Genomic DNA, 26675 nt, shown 5'->3' with positions numbered 1-26675 from the left:
TTCCTCATTAGTATAGCATAATTTCTCAATCAAAAAACTGTTTATCGGCTTTTTGGGCGGCCAAATATGCGGCCAACGGCTGATATTCTGGCAGTACTTCCCACTGTTGTTTTTGCCACAGCTCAGTTGCCTCCACTTGCGCTACTTCTAAAATATGGGCATCCGCCACCAAATCGGCTGCCGCAAACTCTGGCAATCCTGATTGTCGATTTCCGAAAACTTCTCCTGGTCCGCGCAAGGCCAAATCTTTTTCGCTGACAATAAAGCCATTGGTGGTTTCAGTCATAACGGTCATTCTCGCAACCCCTGTTTCATTCTTAGGGTTGGCAATCAAAATACAGTAAGACGCATCTGCACCACGCCCCACACGTCCTCTTAATTGATGTAATTGAGCCAACCCAAAGCGATCGGCATCAATGATCAGCATAACCGTTGCATTCGGCACGTTGACACCGACTTCGATGACTGTCGTTGAAACCAAGACCTGCAGTTTATTTTCTTTGAAAGAAGCCATGATTGCATCTTTTTCAGTGTTTTTCATTTTGCCATGCAGCATGCCGACTTGATAGGTCGGTGCAAAATAGCTTTGCAATTGTTCAAAGATTTCCGTCGCATTTTTGACATCCAACATTTCGGATTCTTCGATCAAAGGACAAATCACATACATTTGATGCCCCGCGGATAACTCTCTTTGCGCCCATTCCAAAATCGATTCGAACTGAGGCGGGCGCACCCACCGTGTTTCGACTGGAATCCGTCCGGCAGGCATTTCATCGATGATGGATACATCCATCTCGCCGTAAGCCGTGATCGCCAATGTCCGGGGAATGGGCGTAGCTGTCATAAATAAGACATCTGGTGCGTAGCCTTTCTCCCGTAAAACTTTGCGTTGATTGACACCAAAGCGGTGCTGCTCGTCTGTGATCACTAGGCCCAAATGGGCAAATTCTACCCCTTCTTGGATCAGCGCATGGGTACCGACGACAATATCGATTTCACCGGCCGCTAATGATGCGAGGATCGCGCGCCGTTCTTTGGTCTTGGTCGACCCTGTCAAAAGTGCCGTGCGAACCTCTAACGGATCAAACAGCTGATTCAAACTTTCCAGATGCTGCTGCGCCAAGATTTCGGTCGGTACCATCAATGCACCTTGAAAGCCCGCTGTCATCGTGGCATATAAAGCAATCGCTGCAACGACTGTTTTGCCACTCCCCACATCCCCTTGCAACAGGCGCTGCATATGCAGGGGGCTCTTTAAGTCATGACAGATTTCATTGGTGACCCGTTTCTGGGCATTCGTCAGTTCAAAGGGCAACTGGCGGGTAAAGCGTTTCAGCCGCTGCACATCATAATCGATCACCAGCCCATTTTTCGCATCCTTTTCCCTACGTTTCAATCCTTGTATTTGCATTTGAAACAAGAAAAACTCTTCGAAAATGACCCGGCGCTTCGCTTGATGACTCTCTTGGGGTTGTTTGGGAAAATGCATCGCAAACATCGCAGCCCCTCGATCCATTAAGCGGTATTTATCGATCAAACTTTGTGGTAAGATTTCTGGAATTTGATCGCCAAAATCAGTGAATGCCTGTTTGATTAGCTCGATCAAGACACTTTGTCGCACCGATTTGTTGACGTGATAGATTGGCGCAAACTCTTCACTGCTTTTGCTGCCAATGATTTTCATACCGGTCAGTGCTTTGCGTTTGGCATCCCATTTGCCGTATACAGCAATCTCTTCTGAGAGTTCGACTTTGTCTTTTAGATAGGGCTGATTGAAAAAGGAAACATTGAAGACATCATGGTCTTGCATCATGCGAAATTGCAATCGGCTTTTCTTATAGCCAAATCGATTGACCACCGGTGGCGAGACCACGATGCCTTTGATTGTCACTTTTTCTTGGTCTTGAATCTCTGCCAATTGCCGTTCTTGAATATCTTCATAGCGAAAAGGATAGTATTTCAATAGGTCTTCAATGGTCTCGATGCCCAGACCAGCAAAATCTTGGGCACGCTTTTCGCCGACACCTTTCAACACGGTCAGTGGTTGCTTCAACATACGAACCGCTCCTTTCCTTTATTTTTTCTCTTCATTTGCGCAATGCCTTCTATTATACGCTGTAACGAAAAAAGACGGAGCCAAAAATCGTTCTCCGACTTTTGCCCCCGCCTGCCAATGCTTATTATTCTGCTGAGAAGAGATACGGATACACTGGTTGATCGCCTTGGTGAATTTCTACTTCGATCTCTGGGTGTAACGCGATGATCGCTTCTTCGATTTTGTTGGCTTCTTTGGCTTTGCCTTCTTCACCAATCATAATCGTCACGATTTCTGTGTCTTCTGTGATCATTTTTTGCAATGTCGTCATAGAAGCAGAGAAACGATCTGGCACAGAGACAACGATTTTGCCATCCACCATACCTAGGAAGTCTCCTTCAGTGATCTCGATACCATCGATAGACGTGTTGCGTATCGCATGGGTCACAGAACCGCTTGCGACGCTTGCCAACACTTCAGTCATGGCTACTTTGTTTTCTTCAAGACTAGCTTGTTCATGGAAAGCCAGCATCGCAGTCATCCCTTGAGAAATGGTCCGTGTTTCAACGACTGCAACTGGTACTTCAGCTACTTCAGCTGCTTGTTGGGCAGCCATAAAGATATTCTTGTTGTTCGGCAATACGATGACTTGATCGGCATTGACTTCTTTAACGGCTGACAAAATGTCTTCCGTACTTGGATTCATTGTTTGGCCACCGCTGATCACATACGCTGCGCCTAGACTTGTAAACAATTGTTTCAAGCCTTCACCGGCTGCAATCGCAATGATCGCATAAGGTGTCCGCGGGCGTGGTGCAGGAGCGGCATCCTGTGCTTGGTGATCATGTTCAAGCAACGTTTCATGCTGCAAGCGCATATTATCGACTTTGATTTTGATCAATGAACCAAATTTTTGGCCATAGTTCATCACTTCACCGGGATGTTCTGTATGCACATGTACTTTGATGATTTCGTCGTCATTGACTACCAATAAAGAATCACCTAACTCATTCAAGTAGTTACGGAATGTGTCATAGTCGAAATCACTATCAACGGTTGGTCCTTCGCCGATTTTGACCATGATTTCTGTACAGTACCCAAAGGTGATATCTTCTGTGGCCATTTGACCTTGCACACTGCGATGATGCTCTGCATTGACCATTTCATCCATTGCAGCTGGTGTTGGTTCAAATACTTCATCCGCTTGATATTCGCCAGTCAAAGCATTTAGGAAACCTTCATAAATGAATAGCAATCCTTGTCCACCACTATCTACGACGCCGACTTCTTTCAAGACAGGCAATAAATCAGGTGTTTTCGCCAAAGAACGTTTGGCACCATGCACGACCGCTTTCATGACTTCGATACAGTCATCGCTGGTTTGGGCTTTCTTTTCACCGTATTCCGCAGCGATCCGCGCAACCGTCAAAATCGTGCCTTCGACTGGTTTCATCACTGCTTTATAAGCTGTTTCTACACCGTGAGTAAAGGCTTGTGCCAATTCTGGTGCAGTCAATGTATCGACAGTCGGAATAGCTTTAGAGAAGCCGCGGAATAGCTGTGACAAAATCACACCAGAATTCCCCCGCGCACCCATCAATAGGCCTTTGGATAATGTGGCTGCCAATTCACCGACTTTTTCTGATGTTGCATCAGATACTGCTTTGGCACCGCTTGTCATTGATAGATTCATATTGGTTCCTGTGTCGCCATCAGGAACAGGAAAAACATTTAATGAGTTGACAAACTCTGCATTTACTTGTAGACGAGACGCGCCTGCCTGCACCATTTCTTGAAACTGACTTGCGCTGATATTCGTTACCTTCACTTAGATAGTCCTCCTTAAAATCATCCGCCATGAACGGATCCCTTGCCTAATCTGGCAGTACGCGTACGCCTTGAACAAACACATTGACCGAATTAGCGGATACACCTAGCATAGTTTCTAAGTTGTATTTCACTTTTTCCTGCACATTGCGGGACACTTCGGAAATTTTGGTTCCATAGCTGACGATCGTGTATACATCTACTGCAATGCCGTTTTCTTCTTGACGGATCACGACACCACGGGCATAATTTTCTTTACGTAAAATTTCATTGATGTTATCTTTGATTTGTTTCTTACTCGCCATCCCAACTATACCGAACACATCCGTTGCTGCACCGCCTACTACAGTCGCGATGACGTCATTGCTGATTTCAATAATACCTGATGAGGTTTGAATTTTTACAGCCATTATATAGCCTCCTTAAAGGGGAAATTCCCATCTTTCTACTTTACATATTTTATCATAGCTGTACTGCAAATAAAAGGATGAGACATAGGAAAAGGGGCATCACAGCAGAACTTTATCTATTCTGACCTTGTTTAATTTACAATGTTTGCCGTGAAAAGTCAATGTTTCTTGGAAATTACACTTGCTTTTTTCAGCATTCTATGATAAATTCAGATGGTATGAGCTGAAATAGCGCTCCAACATCAAGGCAAAGGAGGAAATAACCACATGGCTAAAGTTTGTTACTTTACTGGACGTAAAACTACAAGTGGAAACAATCGTTCTCACGCAATGAATGCGACAAAACGTACTGTGAAACCTAACTTGCAAAAAGTTCGCGTTATGATTGACGGAAAACCTAAAAAAGTTTGGGTGTCAACTCGTGCTTTGAAATCTGGAAAAGTTGAGCGCGTGTAACCACACCTTTTCAGGCCGTTCTGAGGAACGGTCTTTTTTTGTGCCTTTTTTAGAGATTCTCTCCATTATTTTTTCTTTAAACTGGATAGGCGAATGTTTTTTTAATCTATTTACTTGTGGTAAACTAAGAAAAACTTCATAAGAATTAGGTGACGATTTGTGCAAACAATTAAAACTTTTGTAAAAGAAAACCGCCGTTACATGCTGGCTAGTTTTTTCCTGCCTGTATTGATCATGGCACTGATTTATTTAACGATTGGTATTTACCCCGGCAGCAGCCGTAGTGTCTTGGCCAGCGATGCCTTTTCTCAGTTTTCGAATTTTCATGCGAGTTTTCGCAATATGCTTTTGGGCAAACAAAGTATTTTTTATACATGGAATGCGTCATTAGGGCTGAATTATTTGGCGTTGATTTCCTATTATTTAGGGGGGATCTTCACACCGCTTGTCTTATTATTTCCGAATCAGTTGATGCCTGACGCCTTATACTTTCTAACATTGATCAAAATCGGCAGCGCTGGATTGGCCTTTTGGTTCTACGGCAGTCAGACCTTTAAGATCCAACGCTGGCAGCACGTGACGTTATCTGTCTGCTACGCCTTGATGTCTTTCATTACAGCCCACTCAGAGCTGATCATGTGGTTGGACGCAATGATTTACTTACCCCTCGTGATTCTAGGTATCGATCGATTGATCCAAAAACGCAAACCGATCCTGCTGTTTGTTAGTTATTTGCTGTTGTTTTTGTCCAGTTTTTATATGGGCTTTATGATTGGTGTGTTTTCTGTTCTCTATTGTTTCGTCCAATTAGGACGCAATTGGCAACAAGCCAAAGGCGCTGTGATTCCTTACAGTATCACCTCGCTGTTGGCAGGCGGTGCCTCTATGATCATCGTTTTGCCAGCAATCATGGATCTGCACTCGAATGGTGAAGCATTGACCACTGTCACGAAGTTCAAGACGGAAGCCACAGATATTTTAGATATTGTCATGAAGAATATGGTTGGCGTATATGATACGACTAAATACGGGTCGATTCCGTTTATCTATATCGGACTGGTGCCATTGCTGATGTGCATCTTGTATTTTGTCTCAAAAAAAGTCCCCCTCAAAGATAAATTGCTGTATGGTGGATTGTTTGGCCTATTGATTGCTAGTTTTTATATCGTTCCTTTGAATCTTTTTTGGCATGGCATGCATGCGCCAAATATGTTTCTATTCCGTTATGCCTACCTCTTTTCTTTCTTGGTGATCATGCTTGCCGGGTACGGCTGGGAACAGTTACAACAAAAAGACCGTGGTTTGTTTGTGATCATCGGTTTATCGACGATCGTTGTTTTTGCCCTTTCTTATGCACTCAAAGGAACGGACAGCTACGATTATGTCACCATCACTTCGTTTGCATTGACGATCGTTTTCTTGATTCTATATCTGCTTTGCATCAGCTTCGGTCAAGTAGGATTACTGTCCCAAAAAAGAGTCGCTATTTTGATGCTGGTATTCGTATGCGGCGAGATGGCGATCAACACAAGCGGCATGGTACGAGGTATCTTGGAGGATTGGAATTATGCGTCCCGCAGTTTATATACCGAGCCCTACAATGATATCAAGACACTAGTGACGCAAGCAGATGAAGACAGTGATACTTTCTTCCGTCTGGAAAATCTAGATCCGGTTTCTTCTAACGATGGCATCAATTATGGATACAGTGGCGTTAGCATGTTTTCCTCCATCAGAAACCGCAATTCTTCTAGTTATTTGGATCAGCTCGGTTTTCGTTCAAGAGGTACCAATCTAAACATCCGTTATTTGAACAATACATTGCTGATGGATGCTTTCACGGGCATCAAATACAATATAACCAAGCAGAATCTGACCAAGTATGGCTTTGAACGCGTGGGTGAATCAGGTACCTACAAATTGTACGAAAACAAAAACGCCTTGCCGTTAGCCTTCTTGGCAGATCCAACGATCAATCAGATCGAACAGCCGGCAAATGACAACCTCACCAGTCAAACCAATTTGATCAACGGGTTAGCCAACAGCAACTATACGTATTTTGCTTTTCAACCGATCACTGTGATCCATACAGAAAATACGGACATCTCAGATGATGGCATGTATACCAAGCTGACCGAACAAAACTTCAATGAAGCAAAGGAAGTGACTTGGCAAGTAGAAGTTCCTGCCCATTCGCAAGCATATCTCAGTTTGTATCCGGCCAACTTTGGCGAACTGGACAGCTCGTCAGCTACAGTCACGGTCAATGGTATCAAACGAGAAACACAAATCAGTATTAACGGCCAGTACTATGATCTAGGTTCTTTTGACGAAGCAACCACCGTTCAATTTACTGCTAGCTTCTATGGTACGGATGAGATTTCTTTCCAAAATCCACAAGTGGTGACCTTGGACACACAAGCCTACCAAGCGACCATCAATACCATCCAAGACAATGGCGTAGAGATGACCGTGGGCAATCGCAGCGCAGAAGCTGAGATCACCACAGAGACCGAACAGCAGTTGGTGACAACGATCCCTTATGACAAAGGCTGGTCTGCTACATTAGACGGTGAATCTGTACCGATCACCGCCTTTCAAGACGGATTTGTCAGCGTGACGATCCCTAGCGGCACCCACCAATTGACATTGACTTATTTGCCGCAAGGCTTCTTACTGGGCGTCCTCTTGTTCTTTAGCTGCATCGCTTTGTTCATCTTGTTTCTTTGGTGCTATCGAAACTATTTGTCACGGCGTGCACAGCGAATACTTTCACAGGATACACAACACATTGAAGAATAAAAAACCACGGGCATGATCAACACATGCCCGTGATTTTTTTATCTAAACATCAAGTATCGACCAGGATCCATGGCATTTTGTTTGACAATCTTGATTATTTTTTCCCAACTACTGACCAGATCGGGTTGCTTTAGGACCCGAAAAACCGCTAAACCTTGCTCAAACTTCTGCATGCCCTTCTCCGTATCTCCCAAAATATACCAATACCACCCTTGGTAACACAGCAAATTGGTACTATTCAACAAGTCCCCACGATCAAATAAGATGTCTTCCGCCAACACCAATGCTTCTTTTGCCCACTCCATATGACGGAAATTAATAAAAGTACAAAAGGTACTGAACAGCAAATCCAATTGCATGTCATGCATAACTGCTAACCCAGATTCTTTTTTCGTTCGAGAGATTGCTGTTTTCAACAGGCGATGGGCAGTGTCGACAGGAAACAAGAATTGGAAATATCGAAACAGCAACACTTCATAGACACCCCAATCATCAACAGTCAATAAATAGGAAACCAACGGTCGAGTCCGGAGCCGATAATCTTCAAAAAATAGCTCTGTCTGAAATTGTGTATGCCCTTCCTCTAGATTGATTTTGAAAATATGCTGCATAAAATCAGCGTATAACAGAATATAGGTATTGTCTTGTGTGGTCAAGATTTCTTCTTTAAGAGCTGTAATCTGCGCTAGACCATGTTGCAAGGTTTCACGGGTCGAGTAAGCATCTTTATTGATGGCTAATATTTGATTGAGTTGCGCAACGAATATGCTTGTAAGATAGATTGGTGTATGGAGCAAGTGTTCAAAATTGGCCATCCCGTGGTCCAAAGCCCGCAAATATAAAAACTCTTCGAATGAAACATTGATTTTTCCTAATAAATGTTCTAAACGATGCAGACCGATATTCGAGGCCCCAGTTTCAAATTTACTGATGAAAGAGCGACTATTGTGCTGATCAGCCAATTGGTTCAGAGTGATCCCCCGTGCTTGACGCAACTGTTTAAACAATTTTCCTTCCTCCATGTGCAACCCCTCTTCTAAAAAAATGATAAGTTGAATATTATTCCACTATAGTGGAATAATCCTTATTCCTAGTATAAAGGACTCTATACTAACTTTACAACCAATAGAAAGAGATGTGATGGATGCTATGCAAGTTTACCTACAAAACAAAGGATATCGCGCCCTCGTCAATGCGGCACTTCTAAGTGGAGTCGGCATGAGCTTATTCAATATCGTTTTTGTGATTTATGCCAGTACTTTGCCCTTTAATACCCTCGCTGTATCATTGGCTTCAATGGCAATGCTTGTGCCCAGCTTGTTACAAATCGTTACCGGTCATCTAGCTGATCGCACCCGCCATAAAGTACGCGGGATGCTGGTTAGCCGATTGCTTCAAGGACTATTGTTTTTACTCTTGGCTTGGCTGATCCAATTGCCTGCAAGCCTGTTCACATTTTTGATTCTCTTAGCGATCAATATCCTGTCGGATTGTCTTGGCGCTTATAGTGGCGGATTGCAATTACCATTTATCAGACAATTGGTGTCCGTAGAATCTTTAGATCAAGCAATGGGTTTTCAGATGGCCTGTCAAACAACTGTTCAGATTGTTTTCCAAGGTATCGGTGCTTGGGCGATTGTTTTGATGAATCACCAATTTGCTTTGTTCGGTATAATCAACGCCTTGACTTTTTTCTTCGCTGCTATTGTTATTTTTCGCCATCGAAGCTATTTTGCAGAACAGTCCAATCTACTATTAGATTCGCACAAACGCTTTTTGCCGAATACAGCTAAAGCATTTCGTTTGATAACAGCAGGCCCTTTCCTTAAACAAGTGCTATTATTCGCACTACTTGTCAATTCACTGGCAGCCAGTACGACTGGGTTAATGAACTTAGATTTATTGGATGCGGCGCACTTATGGTTTGCCTCTTACGGCAACACCGTAGCATTGACAGGTATCGCTACCTCAATCGGCATGATTGCTGGTTCTTTATTTACAAATGACTGGTTTAAGACCGTCGGATTGATCCAACTGATCGGCTATGCCACAATAACGATGGCTTTGGTTGCATTGAATTTCTTAATGATCGGCAATCGCTGGCTGTTGGTGGCCTCACTCTTCGTTGTAGGCTATCTGATTGGCAAAATCAATCCTCGCCTGTCCGTCTATATCATCAGAGAAATCGAAGCGGAACATCTTGCCCTCGTCAGTGGATTTATCTCAACGGTCATTATGTTAGGTGGACCAGTTGGTCAAGTCGTTTTCCTAGGTATTGCGAACCGTTCGTTGACCTTTTGGAGCTGGCTGTTGTATGTTGTTCTGGCCATGAGCGTGGGTGCTTTTGCCTTTTACACAGCCATTAAAACAAAAAAAACTGCAGATATATCAAAATCAGCTGTTTAACATGCAAAAAGCTGTAATGGGCAAATGACCCCATTGCAGCTTTTCGCTTTCTTTATTCATAGGAAACTTTCCACAAATATAATCCTTCTGGGTGGGCAGTAGGTCCCGCCGCATTGCGGTCTTTTTGTGCGATGATCCCAGGCAGGCTGTCGGCTGGCATGCGCCCATTACCGATTTTTAACAACGTACCCACTATGATACGAATCATCTTGTAAAGAAATCCGTCACCACGAAACGTAAATACCAATTCATCCCCAGCTGGATTGACGGCCATCGTTGCCTCATAAATCGTGCGGGTTTTGTCCTCCACAGCACTGCCGGTGGCACAGAAACTGGTAAAATCGTGGGTACCTAATAAATCTGGCAATGCCTGTTGGATTTTCTCTAAATCCAGTGGATAGGGAAAATAACTTGCATAGTGTCGTCGAAAAGGACTGCGGGGCTTGCCAATATCTACTCGAAATTGATACGTTTTTTCTGTTACCAGATAACGTGCGTGGAAGTAATCATCTACGATTTCAACATCTTTGACCGCAATATCTTCGGGTGTTTGCGTATCTAAACCAAAGCGCATCTTTTCAAGAGGTCTTGTCTGGGGGAAGTCAAAGTGAATGACTTGGCCTTGCGCATGGACGCCCGCGTCTGTTCGACCGGATCCGTGAATCTGAATCGATCGCCCATCATTCATGCGCGTCAGTGTTTTTTCTATTTCCTCTTGCACAGTTCGTCCATTGGGCTGTCGTTGAAACCCTTGGAAGTTGGTGCCATCATAAGCGATCGTCGCTTTGTATCGTACCATGTTATTCACCTATTCTTTCAAAATAAAGAACCGTTGCTTAGGCCCATAGGCGCGCTGAGAATCTTTTTCCAACCGAACACAGTCGATCGGTTCGGCGATATTGATCCTCAGCACACTGCTATGTTGTCTTAAGTCACGGTTCTTTTGTATTTTTATCCTCGTAAGAAAACCAATGCAATCGTAAAGCAGGCATACACAACCACTACCAATGAATCTCGTTGGTGCCAATGCAAGACCCGATATTTGGTTCGACCTTCGCCGCCTTGATACCCTCTGGCCTCCATCGCTGTGGCTAAATCTTCTGCGCGATTAAAGCTGCTGACAAATAATGGAATCAGCAAAGGAACGATCGCTTTCATTTTTTGCAGCAAGCCGCCTTCGCCAAAGTCCACGCCGCGGGCCCGTTGTGCATTCATGATTTTTTCTGTTTCATCCATCAATGTCGGTACAAACCGCAAAGCGATCGACAGCATCAAAGAAATCTCATGCACTGGAAAGCGGACTGCTTTTAAAGGCCGCAAAATATATTCGATGGCATCAGAAAGTTCCAAAGGCTGTGTAGTCAAAGTCAGCAATGTCGACATGAAGATGATCAAAACAAACCGGCAAAAAATGAAGACGCCATTTTGCAAGCCATATTCAGTGATATTGAAGATCCACCATGACCAATAAACGGTACCGCCTGTGGTAAACAGAATTTGCAAGGCCACTGTGAACAAAATCAGCCATAGCAAGGGTCTTACCCCACGGGCAAAGAAACCAAAATCGATTTTTGACAGCAAAATACAACAAAAGGTAAAGACTGCCGCTAATAAATAACTCTGCCAGTTATTGGCCAAAAAGATGATTGCAATAAAATAAAAACTGGCAATCAATTTGACCCGGGGATCCAATCGGTGAATCAGTGAGTCACCAGGAATATAACGGCCAAAAATCAGTTTATTCATCATCAGCCGCACCCCCCATTTCTACCAATACATCGGCCAACGCATCAGCAGTCAATGGCAAACGATCGAATAAAACCCCTTTGGCTTGCAAACGTTCCGCAAAAGCAGTAGCAGTAGGTACCCCTAATTGCTTTGCTTCTAGCCAGCGGATATCCTGAAAGACGCTGCTTGGTTCGCCTTCTTTGACGATACGACCTTTTTCCAATACATAGACATAATCTGCATAGTTGGCAACATCATCCATTAAATGGGTCACCAGAATAATCGTCATATTCTTTTCATTGTGAAGACGTTCGAACATCTCCATCATTTCTTTGCGCCCTTGCGGATCTAACCCAGCGGTAGGCTCATCTAATACCAACACCTCTGGTTCCATCGCTAAGACCCCTGCAATTGCCACACGGCGCATTTGGCCACCTGATAAGTCAAATGGCGACCGTTCAAGAAAGCTTTCGTCTAAACCGACTAATTGAATATATTCTTTGGCTAAGACTTGTGCTGCTTCCTCTGTCACCCCAAAATTCTTAGGGCCAAAAGCAATATCACGGGCAACCGTTTCTTCAAACAACTGTGATTCTGGAAATTGGAAGACGATGCCTACCTTTTTGCGTAAAGGCTTGAGGTTTTTGTTGTCCGTATCTGGATTGATCACACGCTCACCGATCGTCACACGCCCACTCGTCGGTTTCAGCAATGCATTCAAATGTTGTAGCAAGGTCGATTTTCCACTGCCTGTATGACCTACCAGCGCCGTATAAGACCCTTCCTTAATGGCTAAGTCAATATCAAACAAAACCCGTTGTTCAAAAGGCGAATGCGGTTGATACGTGAATCCTACTTGTTCAAAACGGATGTCCATAACCAATCCACCATCCCTTCTTCAGTCAAATATTCTTTAGGCACATCGATTCCCCGTTGCGCCAATGCTGCTTTTAATTTTTCGGGAAATGGCAAATCTAAACCCAAACCAATCAGTTCAGGACCTGCCGAGAAAATTTCTGCTGGTGTACCCTCTCGTACCAATTCACCTTCGCGCATCACTAAAACACGATTGGCATTTGCGGCTTCATCGATATCGTGGGTAATAGACAATACCGTTAAATTATTTTGTTCTTTGATTTTTTTGATGGTGGAAATCACTTCTTCCCGACCTTCTGGATCAAGCATACTGGTTGCTTCATCTAAGATAATGATATCTGGGCGCAAAGCGACCACGCCAGCAATAGCCACACGCTGCTTTTGACCTCCTGATAAACGCGCAGGCTCACGGGTCGAAAATTCGCTCATGCGCACTTGCTCTAAAGCATCTTTGACACGGATCAGCATCTCTTCCCGAGGGATCCCTTGATTTTCCAAACCGAAAGCAACATCGTCTTCAACCGTCGAACCAACAAATTGATTGTCTGGATTTTGGAAGACCATACCTACCATCTTACGAATCTGCCAAATATTGGCTTCATCTAACGGCATATCTCCTACCGTAACAGATCCTTCTTGCGGCAAAATCAGCCCATTGATCGTTTTGGCTAGCGTAGACTTACCTGAACCGTTGTGACCGATCAAAGCCACCCATTCCCCTTGGTTGATGGAGAAGGATACCTTATTCAAGGCAGCCAGTTCTTCTTCATTGTAACGCACTGTAATCTCTTGTAACTCAATGATTGGCTTCATAATAGACTCCTTCAATTCCGATTGATTCTTTCTAACACTACCAAAAAAGAGGCTGCTTTTCAATCATTCTCATTGATTTCCCGACACTTCTTTTTCACTTGCCATGACCTGTCAAGACAGATAATCGAAAGTAAAAAAAAAGCACTTTATGATGAGTGCGTACACCCCGATAAATCGAGGTGTATGCGCTGAGCTAGACTCGGAAGAGATCTTCCAACATCATAACACTCTTAATAAACATCTATAAAGTGATGATAAGTGTGATTTTAAACAAGTTCTAGGATAACCATTGGTGCAGAATCTCCGCGTCTTGGTTCTGTTTTCAAGATGCGTGTGTATCCGCCTTGGCGATCTGTGTAACGAGGTGCAATATCATTGAATAGTTTTTGCAAAGCTGATTCAATAACTACTTCTTCGTTTTCTTCACGAACGCTTGCAACTTCATTACGTACGAATGCTGCTGCTTGACGACGTGCATGCAAATCACCACGTTTACCTAAAGTGATCATTTTTTCTGCAGTTGAACGAACTTCTTTCGCACGCGCTTCAGTCGTAACGATACGTTCGTTAATGAATAAATCAGTTGTCAAATCACGCAACATCGCTTTACGTTGGCTAGATGTGCGTCCTAGTTTACGATAACTCACGTGGTTTCCCTCCTTCACTTTCGAAATGTTGTTTCGGTTGAACGAACCGAACTAACGCAGTCGAAAACGGTTTAATCGTCTTTACGTAATCCTAAACCTAAATCATGTAATTTCACTTTGACCTCTTCAAGAGATTTACGGCCTAAGTTTCTTACTTTGATCATTTCTGGTTCAGATTTGTTAGTCAATTCTTGTACAGTATTGATTCCTGCACGTTTTAGACAGTTATATGAACGAACAGATAAATCTAATTCTTCAATTGTCATTTCCAACATTTTTTCTTTTTGTGTTTCTTCTTTTTCTACCATGATTTCAGCGTTTTTCGCTTCATCTGTTAGGTTGACAAAGATGTCTAAATGTTCGGTCATGATTTTTGCAGATAGACTCATTGCTTCTAATGGTTCGATTGAGCCATCAGTCCAAATTTCCATCGTTAATTTGTCGAAATCATCACGACGACCAACACGTGTATTTTCTACTTGGTAGTTGACACGGCGTACTGGCGTATAGATAGAATCAACAGGAAGAACACCGATTGGCATATCTTCTTTTTTGTTTTCGTCTGCTTGAACGTAACCACGACCAGGTTTCACTGTTAGGCGAGCATGGAAGTTGGCACCTTCAGAAACGGTACAAATATACATATCTTTGTTAAGGATTTCTACGTCGCTGTCAACGATGATATCGCCAGCAGTTACCGTAGCAGGTCCAGAAATATCGATTTCCAGGGTTTTTTCTTCGTCCCCGTACATTTTCAATGCAAGACCTTTAATATTCAAGATGATTTGAGCAACGTCTTCCCGAACGCCCTTAACAGTAGAGAATTCGTGTAAAACTCCATCGATTTGAATATTGGTGATTGCCGCACCAGGTAAAGAAGATAATAAAATACGACGTAGGGAATTTCCTAGTGTAGTTCCGTAGCCTCTTTCTAGAGGTTCAACGATGAACTTGCCATAATCTTTGTCTTCATCAATCTTTGCGATTCTTGGTTTTTCGAATTCAATCATTCTTATCTTTTACCCCTTTCAAAACGAAAAGTGTCTTGTTCAATGACGTTTTTGTTACACTCAAAATGAGCAGCACTCATTAAACACGACGGCGTTTTGGAGGGCGGCATCCATTATGAGGGACTGGCGTCACGTCACGGATTGCACTCACTTCCAAACCTGCTGCTTGTAATGAACGAATTGCTGCTTCACGTCCAGAACCAGGTCCTTTAACTGTTACTTCTACAGTTCTTAATCCGTGTTCCATTGCTGCTTTGGTAGCTGTTTCTGCTGCCATTTGAGCGGCAAAAGGAGTAGATTTTTTGCTTCCTTTGAAACCTAATGAACCAGCTGATGACCATGCTAATGCATTACCATGAGTATCAGTGATCATAATGATTGTATTATTGAATGTTGAGTGAATATGTGCAATACCCGCTTCAATATTCTTTTTCACACGGCGTTTACGACTCACTTTTTTTGCTGCCATGAAGTTTTAACCTCCTTCACTTAGGAATTATTTTTTCTTGCCTGCGACTGTTTTAGACGGGCCTTTACGAGTACGTGCATTGTTTTTCGTGTTTTGTCCACGAGTTGGCAATCCACGACGATGACGGATCCCACGGTATGAACCAATTTCCATCAAGCGTTTGATGTTCAAGTTCACTTCGCGACGTAAGTCACCTTCAACTTTTAATTTATCGATTTCCGCACGGATAGCATCTGTTTGTTCATTCGTTAAATCGCGAACGCGAACTTCTTCAGAAACACCTGCGTCTGCTAAAATTTGTTTTGCAGTCGTGTTACCAATACCATAGATATAAGTAAGTGAAACGACCACACGTTTATCACGAGGAATATCTACTCCTGCAATACGAGCCATATTTGTTACACCTCCAATTATCCTTGACGTTGTTTATGTTTTGGATTTGCTGGGCAAATCACCATAACGCGCCCTTTACGACGAATTACTTTACAATGTTCGCACATTGGTTTTACTGATGGTCTTACTTTCATGATAATACCTCCTGTGGTTTTACGGAGTACAATTATTTAAAGCGATAAGTAATGCGGCCACGGTTCAGATCATACGGTGATAATTCAACCGTTACTTTGTCTCCTGGTAATATACGAATGTAGTGCATCCGGATTTTGCCAGAAACGGTCGCTAGAACTTGGTGTCCGTTTTCCAATTCTACTTTAAACATTGCATTCGGCAAAGTTTCGACGACTGTACCTTCGACTTCAATCATATCTTCTTTTGCCACGCACAGTACCTCCTTGTACTTGTGATTTTCACACGATAAAATGGCGGAAACGCGGTTCCCACCTGATATTCTCAAACTATGCTCCCACCCTACAAAAAAGGTAGAAGTCGGACTGATATATTCTACCATACCCTGTCAAAGGTTTCAAGAGAAAGTTTTAAGCTGCAAGTTGGTCTCGGGCAATCTATGATTAGTCAATGATGTGTTGAACATCTTCGAAGACAGCATCGATGTCGCGATCCCCATCGATTGATTGCAATAACCCTTGGTCTTTGTAATAAGACAAGATTGGTTGACTGCTTTCAATATTGACAGCTAGACGATTTTTGACCGTCTCAGGCTTATCATCTTCACGCTGATAGAAGTCATGACTTCCACAACGATCACAAGTTCCTTCCTCTTTTGGCGGATTGAACAATTTATGATAAGTTGCCCCACAATTGCGGCACATGAAGCGGCCGGCTAAACGTTCTACAAGAACTTCTTCAGGAACATGGATATCAATCACTGCATCGATTTTCTTGTTAAGGTCTTGCAACATCTCATCCAATGCTTTGGCTTGATCTAACGTCCGAGGAAAGCCATCTAATAAGAAGCCTTTCTCAGTATCAGGTTCTGCCAAGCGTTCTTTGACGATGCCGTTGGTGACCTCATCAGGAACCAATGCACCTTGGTCCATGTATGATTTTGCTTTAAGGCCTAGTTCTGTTTCGTTCGCCATAGCAGCCCGAAACATATCGCCTGTTGAAATATGAGGAAGAGCGTACTTCGCAACGATACGTTCTGCCTGAGTACCTTTTCCGGCACCAGGTAATCCCATTAAAATGAGGTTCATTCTAATTCCTCCTGTAAGTTTTTGAATAGTGTTGAGGAAGACCTCAACACCTCAAACACTTTAATTGATAAAACCAGTATATTTACGTTTCAGCATAAGTCCTTCTAACTGCTTGGCAGTATCCAGCGCCACACCAATAACGATCAATAAACTTGTTCCACCTAACCCGATTGATTGCGGTAAGTTCCAAACCATTTGTGCAATGATTGGCAGCAATGCAACCAAGCCTAAGAACACTGAACCGACAGTACTTAATCGCATTAACAAACGCGATACATATTCTTCTGTTCCTTTACCAGGACGCACACTTGGAATATAACTTCCTTGTTTTTGCAAGTTTTCCGCTAATTTCTCAGGGTTGACTTGAACAAATGCGTAGAAGAACGTAAATGCGACGATCAAGACCGTGTATACGATAGCACCCGGTACGGTGTTATAACTAAAAATCATTTGTACAATGTCATACCACGTTTCACCTTTGTACGAACTGCCTAATGCTTGAATGATCGCATTTGGCGTCGTGATCAAAGAGCTGGCAAAGATAACTGGGATCACACCGGCTGCATTTACTTTCAATGGAAGGTAACTGCTTGTAGGTGCACCTGCTACCCGTTTGGTATATTGGATCGGAATCTTACGTTCTGCTTGTTGCACGTAAGTTACGAACGTAATTACGAGCAATACAGCTACAACAAGAATCAGCATAAAAACGGCGTTGAGCCAAATGTCTGATTTTTCCACATTGATGAAATAATCTTCGATCAATTCTTTGATGCTGGCCGGTAAGCGTGAAATGATCCCTGCAAAGATGACCATCGACACACCATTACCAATACCACGTTCTGTGATTTGTTCGCCTAACCAAGTCACTAACATCGTGCCTGCTGTCAGGATCAAACCAATAACGATAAACGTAGCAACGTTTGGATTGTTTACGAAGCCAAGTTGTGTGTAATAGTTAAAACCAGCTGTTAAAGTCATTGATTGGACAAAGGCCAATACTAATGTCAAATAACGGGTTGCTTGATTTAATTTCTTACGACCGACTTCCCCTTGTTTTGACCATTCAACAAATTTTGGTACGATATCCATTTGCAGCAATTGTATAACAATCGATGCAGTGATGTATGGGGAAACCCCCATTGAGAATATCGAAAATTGTTGCATAGCGCCACCACTGACTAGATTCAACATATTTAAAAATGGCAAATCAGCAATAGTAGCCAAGCGGCTTGCGTCTACGCCTGGCACAGTAATGTGGGTTCCCAGACGAAAGACAAACAAGATAAACACAGTGAACAAAATTCTTGATCTAATATCTTTTACTTTAAAGGCATCCTTCAATAGTTTGATCATTAGATCACCTCGATTGATCCACCAGCAGCAACGATTGCTTCCTCAGCTGCTTTTGAAAATTTAGCTGCTTTCACAGTCAATTTCTTCGTTAATTCTCCGTTAGCTAATACTTTGATTCCAGCTTTTTCGTCTTTGACGATTCCAGCTTCGTGTAAAGCAACAGGTGTTACTTCAGCACCGTCTTCAAAGCGGTTTAAGACATCAAGATTGATGACTGCATATTCTTTGCGGTTTACATTGGTAAAGCCACGTTTTGGTAAACGACGGAACAATGGTGTTTGTCCACCTTCGAATCCTAGACGTACTCCGCCACCTGAACGAGCTTTTTGACCTTTTTGTCCACGTCCAGCTGTTTTACCGTTACCAGATGAAGTTCCTCGTCCAACACGGTTACGTACTTGGCGTGAGCCTTCTGATGGTTTTAATTCATGAAGTTTCATAGGTTTGGCACCTCCTTAATCAAACTAGATCTGCTGATCCTTAGACTTCTTCAACGTCCACTAAATGAGAAACAGTATTGACCATGCCTTTGATTGCATCATTGGCTGGTTTTACAACTGTTGAGTTCATTTTCGTAAGACCTAACGCTTTTACAGTATCGCGTTGGTTTTGAGGACGTCCGATAATACTGCGTTTTAAAGTAATTTTCAATTCAGCCATTATGTTTGTCCTCCTTAACCGATTAATTCTTCTACTGATTTGCCGCGAAGTGCTGCCACTTCTTCAGCGCGTTTTAATTGTTTCAAACCTTCAACAGTTGCGCGAACAACGTTGATTGGTGTGTTAGAACCTAAAGATTTAGATGTGATATCTGCTACCCCAGCTAATTCCAATACGGCACGAACTGGTCCACCAGCAGCGACCCCAGAACCTTCTACAGCAGGTTTCATTAGGATACGTCCGCCACCGAATACACCGATAACTTCGTGAGGGATTGTAGAACCAACCATTGGTACTTCAACCAAGTTTTTCTTCGCATCTTCGATTGCTTTACGGATTGCTTCTGGTACTTCTTGTGCTTTACCAGTACCGAAACCTACGTGTCCGTTTTTGTCACCGACAACGACTAGAGCAGCAAAGCGTAGACGACGTCCACCTTTAACAACTTTAGTAACACGGTTGATCGCAACAACGCGGTCTTCTAATTCCAAATGTTTTGGATCAATATAAACCATGAATGGTGTTCCTCCTTCTCTTAAAATTCTAGTCCATTTTCGCGTGCTGCTTCAGCTAAAGCTGCTACACGGCCATGGTAAAGGTATCCACCACGGTCAAAGACTACTACTTTAATTCCTTTTGCTGCTGCACGTTCTGCGACTAATTTACCGACAGCTTGTGCTTGTTCAGTTTTGTTTGCACCTGAAACTTCTTTATCTAAGGCAGAGGCACTTGCTAGCGTCACACCCGCTACGTCATCAATTACTTGTGCGTAGATGTTTTTGTTCGAACGGAACACGTTTAAGCGTGGGCACTCAGCAGTACCAGAGATTTTGTTACGTACGCGACGATGTCTTTTTTGACGTGTCTTGTTTTTATCTGGTTTTGTAATCACAATTTGTCACCTCTTTATATTTGCTAGCCTAAGCTGCTAGTCGTAACACGTTACGACTATTTACCAGTTTTACCTTCTTTACGGCGTACAAATTCGCCAACATAACGAATTCCTTTGCCTTTATAAGGTTCTGGAGGACGAACGCCACGGATATTGGCAGCCAATTCGCCGACGACTTCTTTATCAATTCCTTTGATGATAACAGAAGTATTAGATGGCACTTCGATTTCAATGCCAGCTGGCGCTTCGATTTCAACTGGATGAGAGTAACCTACGCTCAATACAAGTTTTTTACCTTGTAATTGTGCACGGTACCCAACCCCGATCAATTCTAACGCTTTTTGGAAACCTTCAGAAACACCAACAACCATGTTGTTGAAGTTTGCACGGGTAGTTCCGTGGATAGTTTTCATTTCCTTACTATCGTTTGGACGAGTGAATGTCACTTCGCTTCCTTCGATATTCATTGTAATATCAGAAGAGAAAGTACGTGTCAATTCACCTTTTGGTCCTTTAACTGTAATGTCGTTTCCAGCTTGTTTGACTTCAACACCTGCAGGAAGAACGACGATCTTATTACCGATACGACTCACTTAGAGGCACCTCCTTGTGTAATATTTTAAATTACCATACATAAGCGACTACTTCGCCGCCAACATTTTTTGCTCTAGCTTCTTTGTCAGTGATAACACCGTCAGAAGTTGAGATAATTGCGATTCCTAGACCATTCAATACTTTAGGTACTTCGTCAGCTTTGACATAAGCACGCAAGCCTGGTTTAGAGATACGTTTTAAGTTAGTGATAACACGTTCGCCGTTTTTGCCGTATTTAAGAAATACGCGGATCACGCCTTGTTTGTCATCTTCAATGTATTCAACATCGCGGACGAAACCTTCACGTTTCAAGATTTCAGCGATATCACGTTTGATTTTTGAAGCAGGTACTTCTAAGCTTTCGTGTTTAACCATGTTTGCGTTACGCACGCGCGTTAGAAAATCTGCGATTGGATCTGTCATGACCATGGGATAATTTACCTCCTTTATGCGAGTATAGTTTACCAGCTAGCTTTCTTCACGCCGGGAATTTGTCCTTTATAGGCAAGTTCGCGGAAGCAAATACGGCATAGATGAAATTTACGATAAACTGAATGTGGACGTCCGCAACGTTCGCAACGTGTATATTCTTGTGTTGAGAATTTAGCAGGGCGTTTATTTTTAGCAATCATTGATTTTTTAGCCACGTAGTTCGCCTCCTTTTTTTATTTTTGGAATGGCATGCCTAATTGTGTTAACAATTCACGAGATTCTTCATCTGTGTTTGCTGTTGTTACAATAACGATATCCATACCACGTACTTTGTCGATCAAATCATAATCAACTTCAGGGAAGATCAATTGTTCTTTGATACCTAAAGTGTAATTTCCGCGTCCGTCGAACGCTTTTTTGCTCACACCGTGGAAGTCACGGACACGTGGCAATGAAACACTGACCAATTTGTCTAAGAATTCATACATTCTTTCGCCGCGCAATGTTACTTTCGCACCGATTGGCATACCTTCACGTAAACGGAAGCCAGCGATTGATTTTTTCGCTTTGGTGATCAATGGTTTTTGACCGGAGATCAATTGCAATTCTTCAACAGCTTTGTCTAAGTTTTTTGCGTTTGACACAGCATCACCCACACCCATGTTGATAACGATTTTATCAACTTTTGGTGCTTCCATGATTGAGCTGTAGTTAAATTTGTCCATTAATGATGGGACAACTTCTTTTGAATATTTTTCTTTAAGGCGGTTCATCTGTTAGCCCCTCCTTCCTTCATCTGATTATTTATCAAGAACTTCGCCGGTTTTTTTAGAAACGCGGACTTTTTTGCCGTCAACTTCTTTGTAACCTACACGTGTTGCTTCACCGTTCGAAGGATCAACCACCATCACGTTTGAAACATGAATGGGTGCTTCCATTTCAACGATTCCGCCTTGAGGAGCAGTTTGAGAAGGTTTTTGGTGTTTTTTCACGACATTGACACCTTCAACAACGACTTTGTCTTTTTTAGGAAACGCTGCTAGCACAACGCCTTCTTTGTTTTTGTCTTTACCAGTGATAACTTTAACTTTATCGCCTTTTTTAACAAACATGTTTGTTTCGCACCTCCTTTAGATAAGACTCACTATTACAATACTTCTGGTGCTAGGGAAACGATCTTCATGAAGTTGCCTTCACGCAATTCGCGGGCCACTGGGCCAAAGATACGAGTTCCACGAGGGCTCTTATCATCACGGATAATTACCGCAGCATTTTCATCGAATTTGATATAAGAACCGTCTGTACGACGTGCTCCTGATTTTGTACGAACGATAACGGCTTTAACGACGTCACCTTTTTTGACAACCCCACCTGGCGTTGCTTGTTTGACCGTAGCAACGATCACATCACCAATATTGGCAGTTTTGCGACCAGATCCGCCAAGGACTTTGATCGTTAGAATTTCACGGGCACCTGAGTTGTCCGCTACTCTTAATCGGCTTTCTGCTTGGATCACGATGTGTATCCTCCTTTCAGATTTTGCAATTCATAATCTATATAGGAAAATCTCGTGTGATTAGATAATCACTGCCTTTTCAACAATATCTACTAGACGGAAACGTTTCGTAGCTGATAATGGACGAGTTTCCATAATTTTCACGATATCGCCAACTTTTGCTTCGTTGTTTTCATCGTGTGCTTTGTATTTCTTAGAATAGTTCAGACGTTTTCCGTAGATAGGGTGGTTTTTCTTTGTTTCAACAACAACAGTAATGGTTTTATCCATTTTGTCGGATACCACGCGACCTTGGTAAACTTTGCGTTGATTTCTTTCTTCAGTCATACGCTAAATGGCCTCCTTCCACTATTACTTAGCTTGTGCACGCAATACAGTTTTGATGCGTGCAATCGATTTACGTACTTCTTTGATACGTGCAGTGTTTTCTAATTGACCCGTTGCTAATTGGAATCTAAGATTAAACAATTCTTCTTTCAATTGTTTTTCTTGATCTAGCATTTCGGCAGTGGTTAATTCTCTGATTTCTTTAACCTTCATTCGATTCACCACCCATTTCCTCACGTTTTACGATTTTCGTTTTCATAGGTAATTTGTGAGAAGCAAGACGTAACGCTTCACGCGCAACTTCTTCAGGAACACCGGCGATTTCAAACATGATTTTTCCACGTTTAACTGGTGATACCCATCCTTCTGGAGCCCCTTTACCTTTACCCATACGAACGCCAATAGCTTTTGATGTATATGATTTGTGAGGGAAAATTTTGATCCATACTTTCCCGCCACGTTTCATATAACGAGTCATGGCGATACGAGATGCTTCAATTTGGCGGTTAGTGATCCAGTGAGATTCAACAGCTTGTAAGCCGTATTCACCGAAAGCTACTTCTTTGCCGCCTTTTGCTTCACCGCGCATTTTACCACGGAACTCACGACGGTGTTTCACACGTTTAGGTACTAACATGATTATTTCCCTCCTTTCTCAGTGTTTTTTTTAGTTGGAAGAACTTCTCCACGATAAATCCACACTTTAACTCCTAGTTTTCCGTATGTTGTATCTGCTTCTTCCCATGCGTAATCAATATCCGCACGTAATGTATGAAGTGGAACAGTTCCTTCTGAATAACCTTCTGAACGGGCAATATCGGCACCGTTTAGACGACCAGAAACTTGTGTTTTGATTCCTTTAGCGCCTGAACGCATTGTGCGTTGGATCGCTTGTTTTTGTGCACGACGGAAAGCAACACGGTTTTCTAATTGACGTGCAATTCCTTCGCCCACTAATTTAGCATCTAAATCTGGCTTTTTGATTTCAACGATGTTGATGTGTACTCGTTTGCCAGTTAAGTTGTTTAATTCTTTTCTTAGGTTTTCGACTTCAGATCCGCCTTTACCGATAACCATACCTGGTTTCGCTGTGTGGATTGAAATGTTTACGCGGTTTGCTGCGCGTTCGATTTCAATTGTTGACACTGCGGCATCAGCAAGTTTAGATGCGATAAATTTACGGATTTTCAAATCTTCGTGTAGAAATTCAGCATACTCTTTTTCAGCATACCATTTAGCATCCCAGTCACGGATGATGCCTACGCGCATTCCAATTGGATGTACTTTTTGACCCACTGATTGTCCCTCCTTATTTTTCTGATACGACTACAGTAATATGACTTGTACGTTTGTTGATTGGTGATGCTGAACCTTTCGCACGTGGACGGAACCGTTTCATAGTTGGTCCTTCGTTAACGAATGCTTCAGAAACGATCAAGTTTTCAACATCTAAGTCAAAATTATTTTCTGCATTAGCGATAGCTGACATCAAGACTTTCTCGATGATTCCTGCAGCTTTGTTTGGTGTGAACTTTAAGATCGCGATTGCTTCAGCAACGCTTTTTCCTCTGATTAAGTCAATAACTAGACGTGATTTGCGAGGAGAAACGCGGACTGTTTTAGCAGTTGCTTTCGCTGATGTAATTTGTTCTGCCATTTTTGGATATCCTCCCCTCAAAATTAGCGTCTTGTTTTCTTATCATCGGCAGCATGTCCGCGATAAGTTCTTGTTGGTGCAAATTCACCTAATTTGTGTCCTACCATGTCTTCTTGGATGTAAACTGGTACATGTTTCCGTCCATCATATACTGCGATAGTATATCCGATAAAATTCGGGAAAATTGTGGAACGACGTGACCAAGTTTTGATCACTTTTTTCTTTTCGGCGCCTTCTTGTGCTTCAACCTTTTTCATCAAATGATCATCGACGAAAGGTCCTTTTTTCAAACTACGACCCATGGTGTACCTCCTCTCAAAATATGTGACACACGGTCATAAATATTACTTCGTTTTACGACGAACGATAAGTTTGTCAGATTTTGCTTTTTTATTACGTGTTTTGTACCCAAGAGCAGGTTGTCCCCAAGGAGAAACTGGTGCTTTGCGTCCGATTGGTGCTTTACCTTCACCACCACCGTGTGGGTGATCGTTAGGGTTCATTACGCTACCACGAACAGTTGGGCGTTTGCGCATCCAACGAGAACGTCCAGCTTTACCGATGTTGATCAATTCGTGTTGTTCGTTACCAACAGCACCGATCGTTGCACGGCAAGTTGCCAAGATCATTCGTACTTCGCCTGAGTTCAAGCGAATCAAGACGTATTTTCCTTCTTTACCAAGTACTTGTGCACTTGTACCAGCTGAACGGATCAATTGTCCGCCTTTGCCAGGTTTCATTTCGATATTGTGGATAACTGTACCAACTGGAATGTTTTCTAGTGGTAATGCGTTACCTACTTTGATATCTGATTCTGGACCAGAAACGATCTTAGTGCCAACTTCTAATCCTTTAGGTGCTAAGATGTATGCTTTTACTCCATCCTCGTAATGTACTAACGCGATGTTAGCAGAACGGTTTGGATCATATTCAATCGTTTTAACTGTAGCAACGACGTTGTCCTTGTTACGTTTGAAATCGATTATACGGTATTGACGTTTGTGACCGCCACCTTGATGACGAACCGTGATACGTCCGTTGTTGTTACGACCAGCATTGTTTTTCAAAGGAGCTAACAATGTTTTTTCTGGTGTTGAAGTTGTGATTTCAGCGAAATCAGAACTTGTCATATTACGACGGCCGTTCGTGGTAGGTTTGTACTTTTTAATCGCCACGTCTTTTTCCCTCCCATGTAAAATTTATACGTAGACTACTTATTCAGCAGCTTCGAAAATTGTAATTTCTTTTGAACCTTCAGTTAAAGTCACAATAGCTTTGCGACGTTTTTTTGTATATCCTGCATATTTACCCATGCGTTTGAATTTAGGACGAACGTTGATGATATTCACGTTAGCCACTTTCACGCCGTCAAAGGCAGCTTCTACAGCTTGTTTTACTAAAGTTTTGTTTGCTCTTGTGTCCACTTCAAAAGTGTATTTCTTGTCATCCATGGCAAGCATTGACTTTTCAGTGATCACTGGGCGTTTAATAACGTCTAGTAAGTTCATTATGCAAGCACCTCCTCGATCTGAGTAAGAGCAGTTTGTGTTACTAATAATTTATCGCTAGAAACGATATCTAGAACACTGATGTTATCAGCAGTTACTACAGAAACTTTTGACAAGTTGCGCGCTGATAAAGCGGCAAAGTCGTTTTCAGATTCTAGAACTACCAATACTTTAGAATCAATTGTCAAGTTAGCAAGAACTTGTTTGAATTCTTTTGTTTTTGGTGCATCAAAGCTTAATCCTTCGATTGCTACCAAGTTATTTGAAGCAACTTTCTCTGATAATACAGATTTCATTGCTAAGCGACGAACTTTTTTTGGAAGTTTGTAGCTATATGAACGTGGTGTTGGTCCGAAGACTACGCCACCTCCACGCCATTGTGGTGAGCGGATCGAACCTTGACGGGCACGACCAGTTCCTTTTTGGCGCCATGGTTTACGGCCACCGCCACGAACGGCACTGCGGTTTTTCACAGCGTGTGTTCCTTGTCTTAATGAAGCACGTTGCATGATGATTGCATCATAGACAACTGTTTCATTTGGTTCAATTCCGAAGATTTCTTCGTTCAATGTAATTTCGCCATTTTGGCTTCCATCTTGTTTGAATAATGCTACATTCGGCATTCCTTAGTTCCTCCTTTC

At 42.6% G+C, this 26675-nt stretch carries 38 protein-coding genes; 3 read left to right on the top strand and 35 right to left on the bottom strand.

All coding sequences use genetic code 11. The annotated features are described in order from the left end of the window. Positions 1-25 precede the first annotated feature (25 nt). From recG to A5886_RS01575, 3 genes are all read right to left on the bottom strand, one after another. Complete coding sequence (gene recG / locus A5886_RS01585; protein WP_086273317.1) at positions 26-2056, bottom strand: ATP-dependent DNA helicase RecG; 2031 nt, start codon at positions 2054-2056, stop codon at positions 26-28. Between the two features lie 124 nt (positions 2057-2180). Then, the gene (gene fakA, locus A5886_RS01580) at positions 2181-3863 is read right to left on the bottom strand and encodes a DAK2 domain-containing protein (RefSeq protein WP_086273316.1); all 1683 of its coding nucleotides are present in this window, start codon (positions 3861-3863) and stop codon (positions 2181-2183) included. Positions 3864-3909: 46 nt separating this feature from the next. Next, positions 3910-4272, bottom strand: a complete 363-nt coding sequence (locus A5886_RS01575; protein WP_086273315.1) for an Asp23/Gls24 family envelope stress response protein — start codon at positions 4270-4272, stop codon at positions 3910-3912. A gap of 267 nt (positions 4273-4539) precedes the next feature. Here A5886_RS01575 and rpmB point away from each other — a divergent pair, with 267 nt between their 5' ends. Beyond that, entirely contained in the window at positions 4540-4728 is a 189-nt protein-coding gene (gene rpmB / locus A5886_RS01570) for a 50S ribosomal protein L28 (RefSeq protein ID WP_003128045.1), read from the top strand. A gap of 159 nt (positions 4729-4887) precedes the next feature. Continuing rightward, positions 4888-7530, top strand: a complete 2643-nt coding sequence (locus A5886_RS01560) for a YfhO family protein (protein ID WP_086273313.1) — start codon at positions 4888-4890, stop codon at positions 7528-7530. A gap of 38 nt (positions 7531-7568) precedes the next feature. On the opposite strand, the gene A5886_RS01555 is transcribed toward A5886_RS01560, so the two are convergent. Beyond that, complete coding sequence (locus A5886_RS01555; RefSeq protein ID WP_086273312.1) at positions 7569-8552, bottom strand: helix-turn-helix domain-containing protein; 984 nt, start codon at positions 8550-8552, stop codon at positions 7569-7571. A gap of 196 nt (positions 8553-8748) precedes the next feature. Between A5886_RS01555 and A5886_RS01550 the strand changes: the two genes are divergently transcribed. Next, positions 8749-9936 (top strand): MFS transporter, encoded by a 1188-nt coding sequence (locus A5886_RS01550; protein ID WP_373404585.1) that lies wholly within the window; start codon positions 8749-8751, stop codon positions 9934-9936. Positions 9937-9988: 52 nt separating this feature from the next. Here the strand turns inward: A5886_RS01550 and truA are convergent, their stop codons facing one another. The 31 genes from truA to rplD all read right to left on the bottom strand — a co-directional run bounded on the left by truA (position 9989) and on the right by rplD (position 26657). Next, positions 9989-10735: a tRNA pseudouridine(38-40) synthase TruA gene (gene truA / locus A5886_RS01545; protein ID WP_086273311.1), complete on the bottom strand. Its 747-nt coding sequence runs from the start codon at positions 10733-10735 to the stop codon at positions 9989-9991. 152 nt (positions 10736-10887) lie between these two features. Beyond that, complete coding sequence (locus A5886_RS01540; RefSeq protein WP_086273310.1) at positions 10888-11685, bottom strand: energy-coupling factor transporter transmembrane component T family protein; 798 nt, start codon at positions 11683-11685, stop codon at positions 10888-10890. Beyond that, on the bottom strand, positions 11675-12541 hold the full coding sequence (locus A5886_RS01535; protein ID WP_086273309.1) for an energy-coupling factor ABC transporter ATP-binding protein: 867 nt from the start codon (positions 12539-12541) through the stop codon (positions 11675-11677). Before A5886_RS01535 ends, A5886_RS01540 begins: the two co-directional genes overlap by 11 nt. Then, a complete protein-coding gene (locus tag A5886_RS01530) occupies positions 12517-13353 on the bottom strand; it encodes an energy-coupling factor ABC transporter ATP-binding protein (protein ID WP_086273308.1) in 837 nt (278 codons plus the stop codon). Before A5886_RS01530 ends, A5886_RS01535 begins: the two co-directional genes overlap by 25 nt. A 266-nt stretch (positions 13354-13619) precedes the next feature. Then, complete coding sequence (gene rplQ / locus A5886_RS01525; protein ID WP_054115714.1) at positions 13620-14000, bottom strand: 50S ribosomal protein L17; 381 nt, start codon at positions 13998-14000, stop codon at positions 13620-13622. A gap of 71 nt (positions 14001-14071) precedes the next feature. Further along, positions 14072-15010, bottom strand: a complete 939-nt coding sequence (locus tag A5886_RS01520; RefSeq protein WP_054115713.1) for a DNA-directed RNA polymerase subunit alpha — start codon at positions 15008-15010, stop codon at positions 14072-14074. A gap of 79 nt (positions 15011-15089) precedes the next feature. Further along, on the bottom strand, positions 15090-15479 hold the full coding sequence (gene rpsK / locus A5886_RS01515) for a 30S ribosomal protein S11 (protein WP_054115712.1): 390 nt from the start codon (positions 15477-15479) through the stop codon (positions 15090-15092). Positions 15480-15506: 27 nt separating this feature from the next. Beyond that, positions 15507-15872 carry a 30S ribosomal protein S13 gene (gene rpsM, locus A5886_RS01510; RefSeq protein ID WP_054115711.1) on the bottom strand — a complete coding sequence of 122 codons (366 nt, stop codon included), beginning with the start codon at positions 15870-15872 and terminating at the stop codon, positions 15507-15509. Between the two features lie 17 nt (positions 15873-15889). Continuing rightward, positions 15890-16006, bottom strand: a complete 117-nt coding sequence (rpmJ, locus tag A5886_RS01505) for a 50S ribosomal protein L36 (RefSeq protein ID WP_002288710.1) — start codon at positions 16004-16006, stop codon at positions 15890-15892. A gap of 32 nt (positions 16007-16038) precedes the next feature. Further along, a complete protein-coding gene (infA, locus tag A5886_RS01500; RefSeq protein ID WP_002288695.1) occupies positions 16039-16257 on the bottom strand; it encodes a translation initiation factor IF-1 in 219 nt (72 codons plus the stop codon). Between the two features lie 190 nt (positions 16258-16447). Then, positions 16448-17092 carry an adenylate kinase gene (locus tag A5886_RS01495; RefSeq protein ID WP_086273307.1) on the bottom strand — a complete coding sequence of 215 codons (645 nt, stop codon included), beginning with the start codon at positions 17090-17092 and terminating at the stop codon, positions 16448-16450. A gap of 60 nt (positions 17093-17152) precedes the next feature. After that, a complete protein-coding gene (secY, locus tag A5886_RS01490) occupies positions 17153-18448 on the bottom strand; it encodes a preprotein translocase subunit SecY (protein ID WP_086273306.1) in 1296 nt (431 codons plus the stop codon). Then, positions 18448-18888 (bottom strand): 50S ribosomal protein L15, encoded by a 441-nt coding sequence (gene rplO / locus A5886_RS01485; protein WP_003128016.1) that lies wholly within the window; start codon positions 18886-18888, stop codon positions 18448-18450. The genes secY and rplO overlap by 1 nt, the downstream gene beginning before the upstream one ends. Before the next feature lie 40 nt (positions 18889-18928). Beyond that, complete coding sequence (gene rpmD, locus A5886_RS01480; protein ID WP_054115708.1) at positions 18929-19108, bottom strand: 50S ribosomal protein L30; 180 nt, start codon at positions 19106-19108, stop codon at positions 18929-18931. 14 nt (positions 19109-19122) lie between these two features. After that, positions 19123-19623, bottom strand: coding sequence for a 30S ribosomal protein S5 (rpsE, locus tag A5886_RS01475; protein WP_003128014.1), 501 nt, complete (start codon positions 19621-19623; stop codon positions 19123-19125). Between the two features lie 20 nt (positions 19624-19643). Continuing rightward, positions 19644-20000, bottom strand: a complete 357-nt coding sequence (rplR, locus tag A5886_RS01470; protein WP_086273305.1) for a 50S ribosomal protein L18 — start codon at positions 19998-20000, stop codon at positions 19644-19646. A 56-nt stretch (positions 20001-20056) separates the two neighbouring features. Then, positions 20057-20593 (bottom strand): 50S ribosomal protein L6, encoded by a 537-nt coding sequence (rplF, locus tag A5886_RS01465; protein ID WP_086273304.1) that lies wholly within the window; start codon positions 20591-20593, stop codon positions 20057-20059. A 31-nt stretch (positions 20594-20624) separates the two neighbouring features. Continuing rightward, complete coding sequence (rpsH, locus tag A5886_RS01460) at positions 20625-21023, bottom strand: 30S ribosomal protein S8 (protein WP_005227093.1); 399 nt, start codon at positions 21021-21023, stop codon at positions 20625-20627. A gap of 32 nt (positions 21024-21055) precedes the next feature. Further along, positions 21056-21241: a type Z 30S ribosomal protein S14 gene (locus tag A5886_RS01455; protein WP_003128010.1), complete on the bottom strand. Its 186-nt coding sequence runs from the start codon at positions 21239-21241 to the stop codon at positions 21056-21058. A gap of 18 nt (positions 21242-21259) precedes the next feature. After that, positions 21260-21799, bottom strand: coding sequence for a 50S ribosomal protein L5 (rplE, locus tag A5886_RS01450; protein ID WP_005227088.1), 540 nt, complete (start codon positions 21797-21799; stop codon positions 21260-21262). Between the two features lie 27 nt (positions 21800-21826). Next, positions 21827-22138 carry a 50S ribosomal protein L24 gene (rplX, locus tag A5886_RS01445; RefSeq protein WP_003128007.1) on the bottom strand — a complete coding sequence of 104 codons (312 nt, stop codon included), beginning with the start codon at positions 22136-22138 and terminating at the stop codon, positions 21827-21829. 35 nt (positions 22139-22173) lie between these two features. After that, positions 22174-22542, bottom strand: coding sequence for a 50S ribosomal protein L14 (gene rplN / locus A5886_RS01440; protein WP_003128006.1), 369 nt, complete (start codon positions 22540-22542; stop codon positions 22174-22176). Positions 22543-22602: 60 nt separating this feature from the next. Beyond that, positions 22603-22869: a 30S ribosomal protein S17 gene (gene rpsQ, locus A5886_RS01435; protein ID WP_086273303.1), complete on the bottom strand. Its 267-nt coding sequence runs from the start codon at positions 22867-22869 to the stop codon at positions 22603-22605. A 24-nt stretch (positions 22870-22893) separates the two neighbouring features. Next, positions 22894-23082: a 50S ribosomal protein L29 gene (rpmC, locus tag A5886_RS01430; protein WP_086273302.1), complete on the bottom strand. Its 189-nt coding sequence runs from the start codon at positions 23080-23082 to the stop codon at positions 22894-22896. Next, complete coding sequence (gene rplP, locus A5886_RS01425; protein ID WP_086273301.1) at positions 23072-23506, bottom strand: 50S ribosomal protein L16; 435 nt, start codon at positions 23504-23506, stop codon at positions 23072-23074. The genes rpmC and rplP overlap by 11 nt, the downstream gene beginning before the upstream one ends. A 2-nt stretch (positions 23507-23508) precedes the next feature. Continuing rightward, positions 23509-24165: a 30S ribosomal protein S3 gene (gene rpsC / locus A5886_RS01420; RefSeq protein ID WP_086273300.1), complete on the bottom strand. Its 657-nt coding sequence runs from the start codon at positions 24163-24165 to the stop codon at positions 23509-23511. Between the two features lie 13 nt (positions 24166-24178). Next, a complete protein-coding gene (rplV, locus tag A5886_RS01415; RefSeq protein WP_003127973.1) occupies positions 24179-24526 on the bottom strand; it encodes a 50S ribosomal protein L22 in 348 nt (115 codons plus the stop codon). A gap of 23 nt (positions 24527-24549) precedes the next feature. Further along, positions 24550-24828, bottom strand: a complete 279-nt coding sequence (gene rpsS, locus A5886_RS01410; RefSeq protein ID WP_054115700.1) for a 30S ribosomal protein S19 — start codon at positions 24826-24828, stop codon at positions 24550-24552. A gap of 42 nt (positions 24829-24870) precedes the next feature. Further along, positions 24871-25701 carry a 50S ribosomal protein L2 gene (gene rplB, locus A5886_RS01405; RefSeq protein ID WP_086273299.1) on the bottom strand — a complete coding sequence of 277 codons (831 nt, stop codon included), beginning with the start codon at positions 25699-25701 and terminating at the stop codon, positions 24871-24873. A gap of 39 nt (positions 25702-25740) precedes the next feature. After that, positions 25741-26034 (bottom strand): 50S ribosomal protein L23, encoded by a 294-nt coding sequence (locus A5886_RS01400; RefSeq protein ID WP_086273298.1) that lies wholly within the window; start codon positions 26032-26034, stop codon positions 25741-25743. After that, a complete protein-coding gene (rplD, locus tag A5886_RS01395) occupies positions 26034-26657 on the bottom strand; it encodes a 50S ribosomal protein L4 (protein WP_086273297.1) in 624 nt (207 codons plus the stop codon). The genes A5886_RS01400 and rplD overlap by 1 nt, the downstream gene beginning before the upstream one ends. Positions 26658-26675: the final 18 nt, after the last annotated feature.

It is taken from the genome of Candidatus Enterococcus testudinis (assembly GCF_002140915.1).
Taxonomy (GTDB): Bacteria; Bacillota; Bacilli; order Lactobacillales; family Enterococcaceae; genus Enterococcus_D; species Enterococcus_D testudinis.
The sequence above is the reverse complement of the archived record's forward strand: the minus strand, read 5'-3'. Positions and strand labels throughout refer to the sequence as shown.

What these genes read in the sequence shown, in the direction of transcription:
- recG (WP_086273317.1), bottom strand. Translation starts at nt 2,056, where the DNA reads ATGTTGAAGCAACCACTGACCGTGTTGAAAGGTGTCGGCGAAAAGCGT.
- A5886_RS01575 (WP_086273315.1), bottom strand. Translation starts at nt 4,272, where the DNA reads ATGGCTGTAAAAATTCAAACCTCATCAGGTATTATTGAAATCAGCAAT.
- rpmB (WP_003128045.1), top strand. Translation starts at nt 4,540, where the DNA reads ATGGCTAAAGTTTGTTACTTTACTGGACGTAAAACTACAAGTGGAAAC.
- A5886_RS01555 (WP_086273312.1), bottom strand. Translation starts at nt 8,552, where the DNA reads ATGGAGGAAGGAAAATTGTTTAAACAGTTGCGTCAAGCACGGGGGATC.
- A5886_RS01550 (WP_373404585.1), top strand. Translation starts at nt 8,749, where the DNA reads ATGAGCTTATTCAATATCGTTTTTGTGATTTATGCCAGTACTTTGCCC.
- truA (WP_086273311.1), bottom strand. Translation starts at nt 10,735, where the DNA reads ATGGTACGATACAAAGCGACGATCGCTTATGATGGCACCAACTTCCAA.
- A5886_RS01540 (WP_086273310.1), bottom strand. Translation starts at nt 11,685, where the DNA reads ATGATGAATAAACTGATTTTTGGCCGTTATATTCCTGGTGACTCACTG.
- A5886_RS01535 (WP_086273309.1), bottom strand. Translation starts at nt 12,541, where the DNA reads ATGGACATCCGTTTTGAACAAGTAGGATTCACGTATCAACCGCATTCG.
- A5886_RS01530 (WP_086273308.1), bottom strand. Translation starts at nt 13,353, where the DNA reads ATGAAGCCAATCATTGAGTTACAAGAGATTACAGTGCGTTACAATGAA.
- A5886_RS01520 (WP_054115713.1), bottom strand. Translation starts at nt 15,010, where the DNA reads ATGATTGAATTCGAAAAACCAAGAATCGCAAAGATTGATGAAGACAAA.
- rpsK (WP_054115712.1), bottom strand. Translation starts at nt 15,479, where the DNA reads ATGGCAGCAAAAAAAGTGAGTCGTAAACGCCGTGTGAAAAAGAATATT.
- rpsM (WP_054115711.1), bottom strand. Translation starts at nt 15,872, where the DNA reads ATGGCTCGTATTGCAGGAGTAGATATTCCTCGTGATAAACGTGTGGTC.
- rpmJ (WP_002288710.1), bottom strand. Translation starts at nt 16,006, where the DNA reads ATGAAAGTAAGACCATCAGTAAAACCAATGTGCGAACATTGTAAAGTA.
- A5886_RS01495 (WP_086273307.1), bottom strand. Translation starts at nt 17,092, where the DNA reads ATGAACCTCATTTTAATGGGATTACCTGGTGCCGGAAAAGGTACTCAG.
- secY (WP_086273306.1), bottom strand. Translation starts at nt 18,448, where the DNA reads ATGATCAAACTATTGAAGGATGCCTTTAAAGTAAAAGATATTAGATCA.
- rplO (WP_003128016.1), bottom strand. Translation starts at nt 18,888, where the DNA reads ATGAAACTTCATGAATTAAAACCATCAGAAGGCTCACGCCAAGTACGT.
- rpmD (WP_054115708.1), bottom strand. Translation starts at nt 19,108, where the DNA reads ATGGCTGAATTGAAAATTACTTTAAAACGCAGTATTATCGGACGTCCT.
- rpsE (WP_003128014.1), bottom strand. Translation starts at nt 19,623, where the DNA reads ATGGTTTATATTGATCCAAAACATTTGGAATTAGAAGACCGCGTTGTT.
- rpsH (WP_005227093.1), bottom strand. Translation starts at nt 21,023, where the DNA reads ATGGTCATGACAGATCCAATCGCAGATTTTCTAACGCGCGTGCGTAAC.
- rplE (WP_005227088.1), bottom strand. Translation starts at nt 21,799, where the DNA reads ATGAACCGCCTTAAAGAAAAATATTCAAAAGAAGTTGTCCCATCATTA.
- rplX (WP_003128007.1), bottom strand. Translation starts at nt 22,138, where the DNA reads ATGTTTGTTAAAAAAGGCGATAAAGTTAAAGTTATCACTGGTAAAGAC.
- rpsQ (WP_086273303.1), bottom strand. Translation starts at nt 22,869, where the DNA reads ATGACTGAAGAAAGAAATCAACGCAAAGTTTACCAAGGTCGCGTGGTA.
- rpmC (WP_086273302.1), bottom strand. Translation starts at nt 23,082, where the DNA reads ATGAAGGTTAAAGAAATCAGAGAATTAACCACTGCCGAAATGCTAGAT.
- rplP (WP_086273301.1), bottom strand. Translation starts at nt 23,506, where the DNA reads ATGTTAGTACCTAAACGTGTGAAACACCGTCGTGAGTTCCGTGGTAAA.
- rplV (WP_003127973.1), bottom strand. Translation starts at nt 24,526, where the DNA reads ATGGCAGAACAAATTACATCAGCGAAAGCAACTGCTAAAACAGTCCGC.
- rpsS (WP_054115700.1), bottom strand. Translation starts at nt 24,828, where the DNA reads ATGGGTCGTAGTTTGAAAAAAGGACCTTTCGTCGATGATCATTTGATG.
- A5886_RS01400 (WP_086273298.1), bottom strand. Translation starts at nt 26,034, where the DNA reads ATGAACTTACTAGACGTTATTAAACGCCCAGTGATCACTGAAAAGTCA.
- rplD (WP_086273297.1), bottom strand. Translation starts at nt 26,657, where the DNA reads ATGCCGAATGTAGCATTATTCAAACAAGATGGAAGCCAAAATGGCGAA.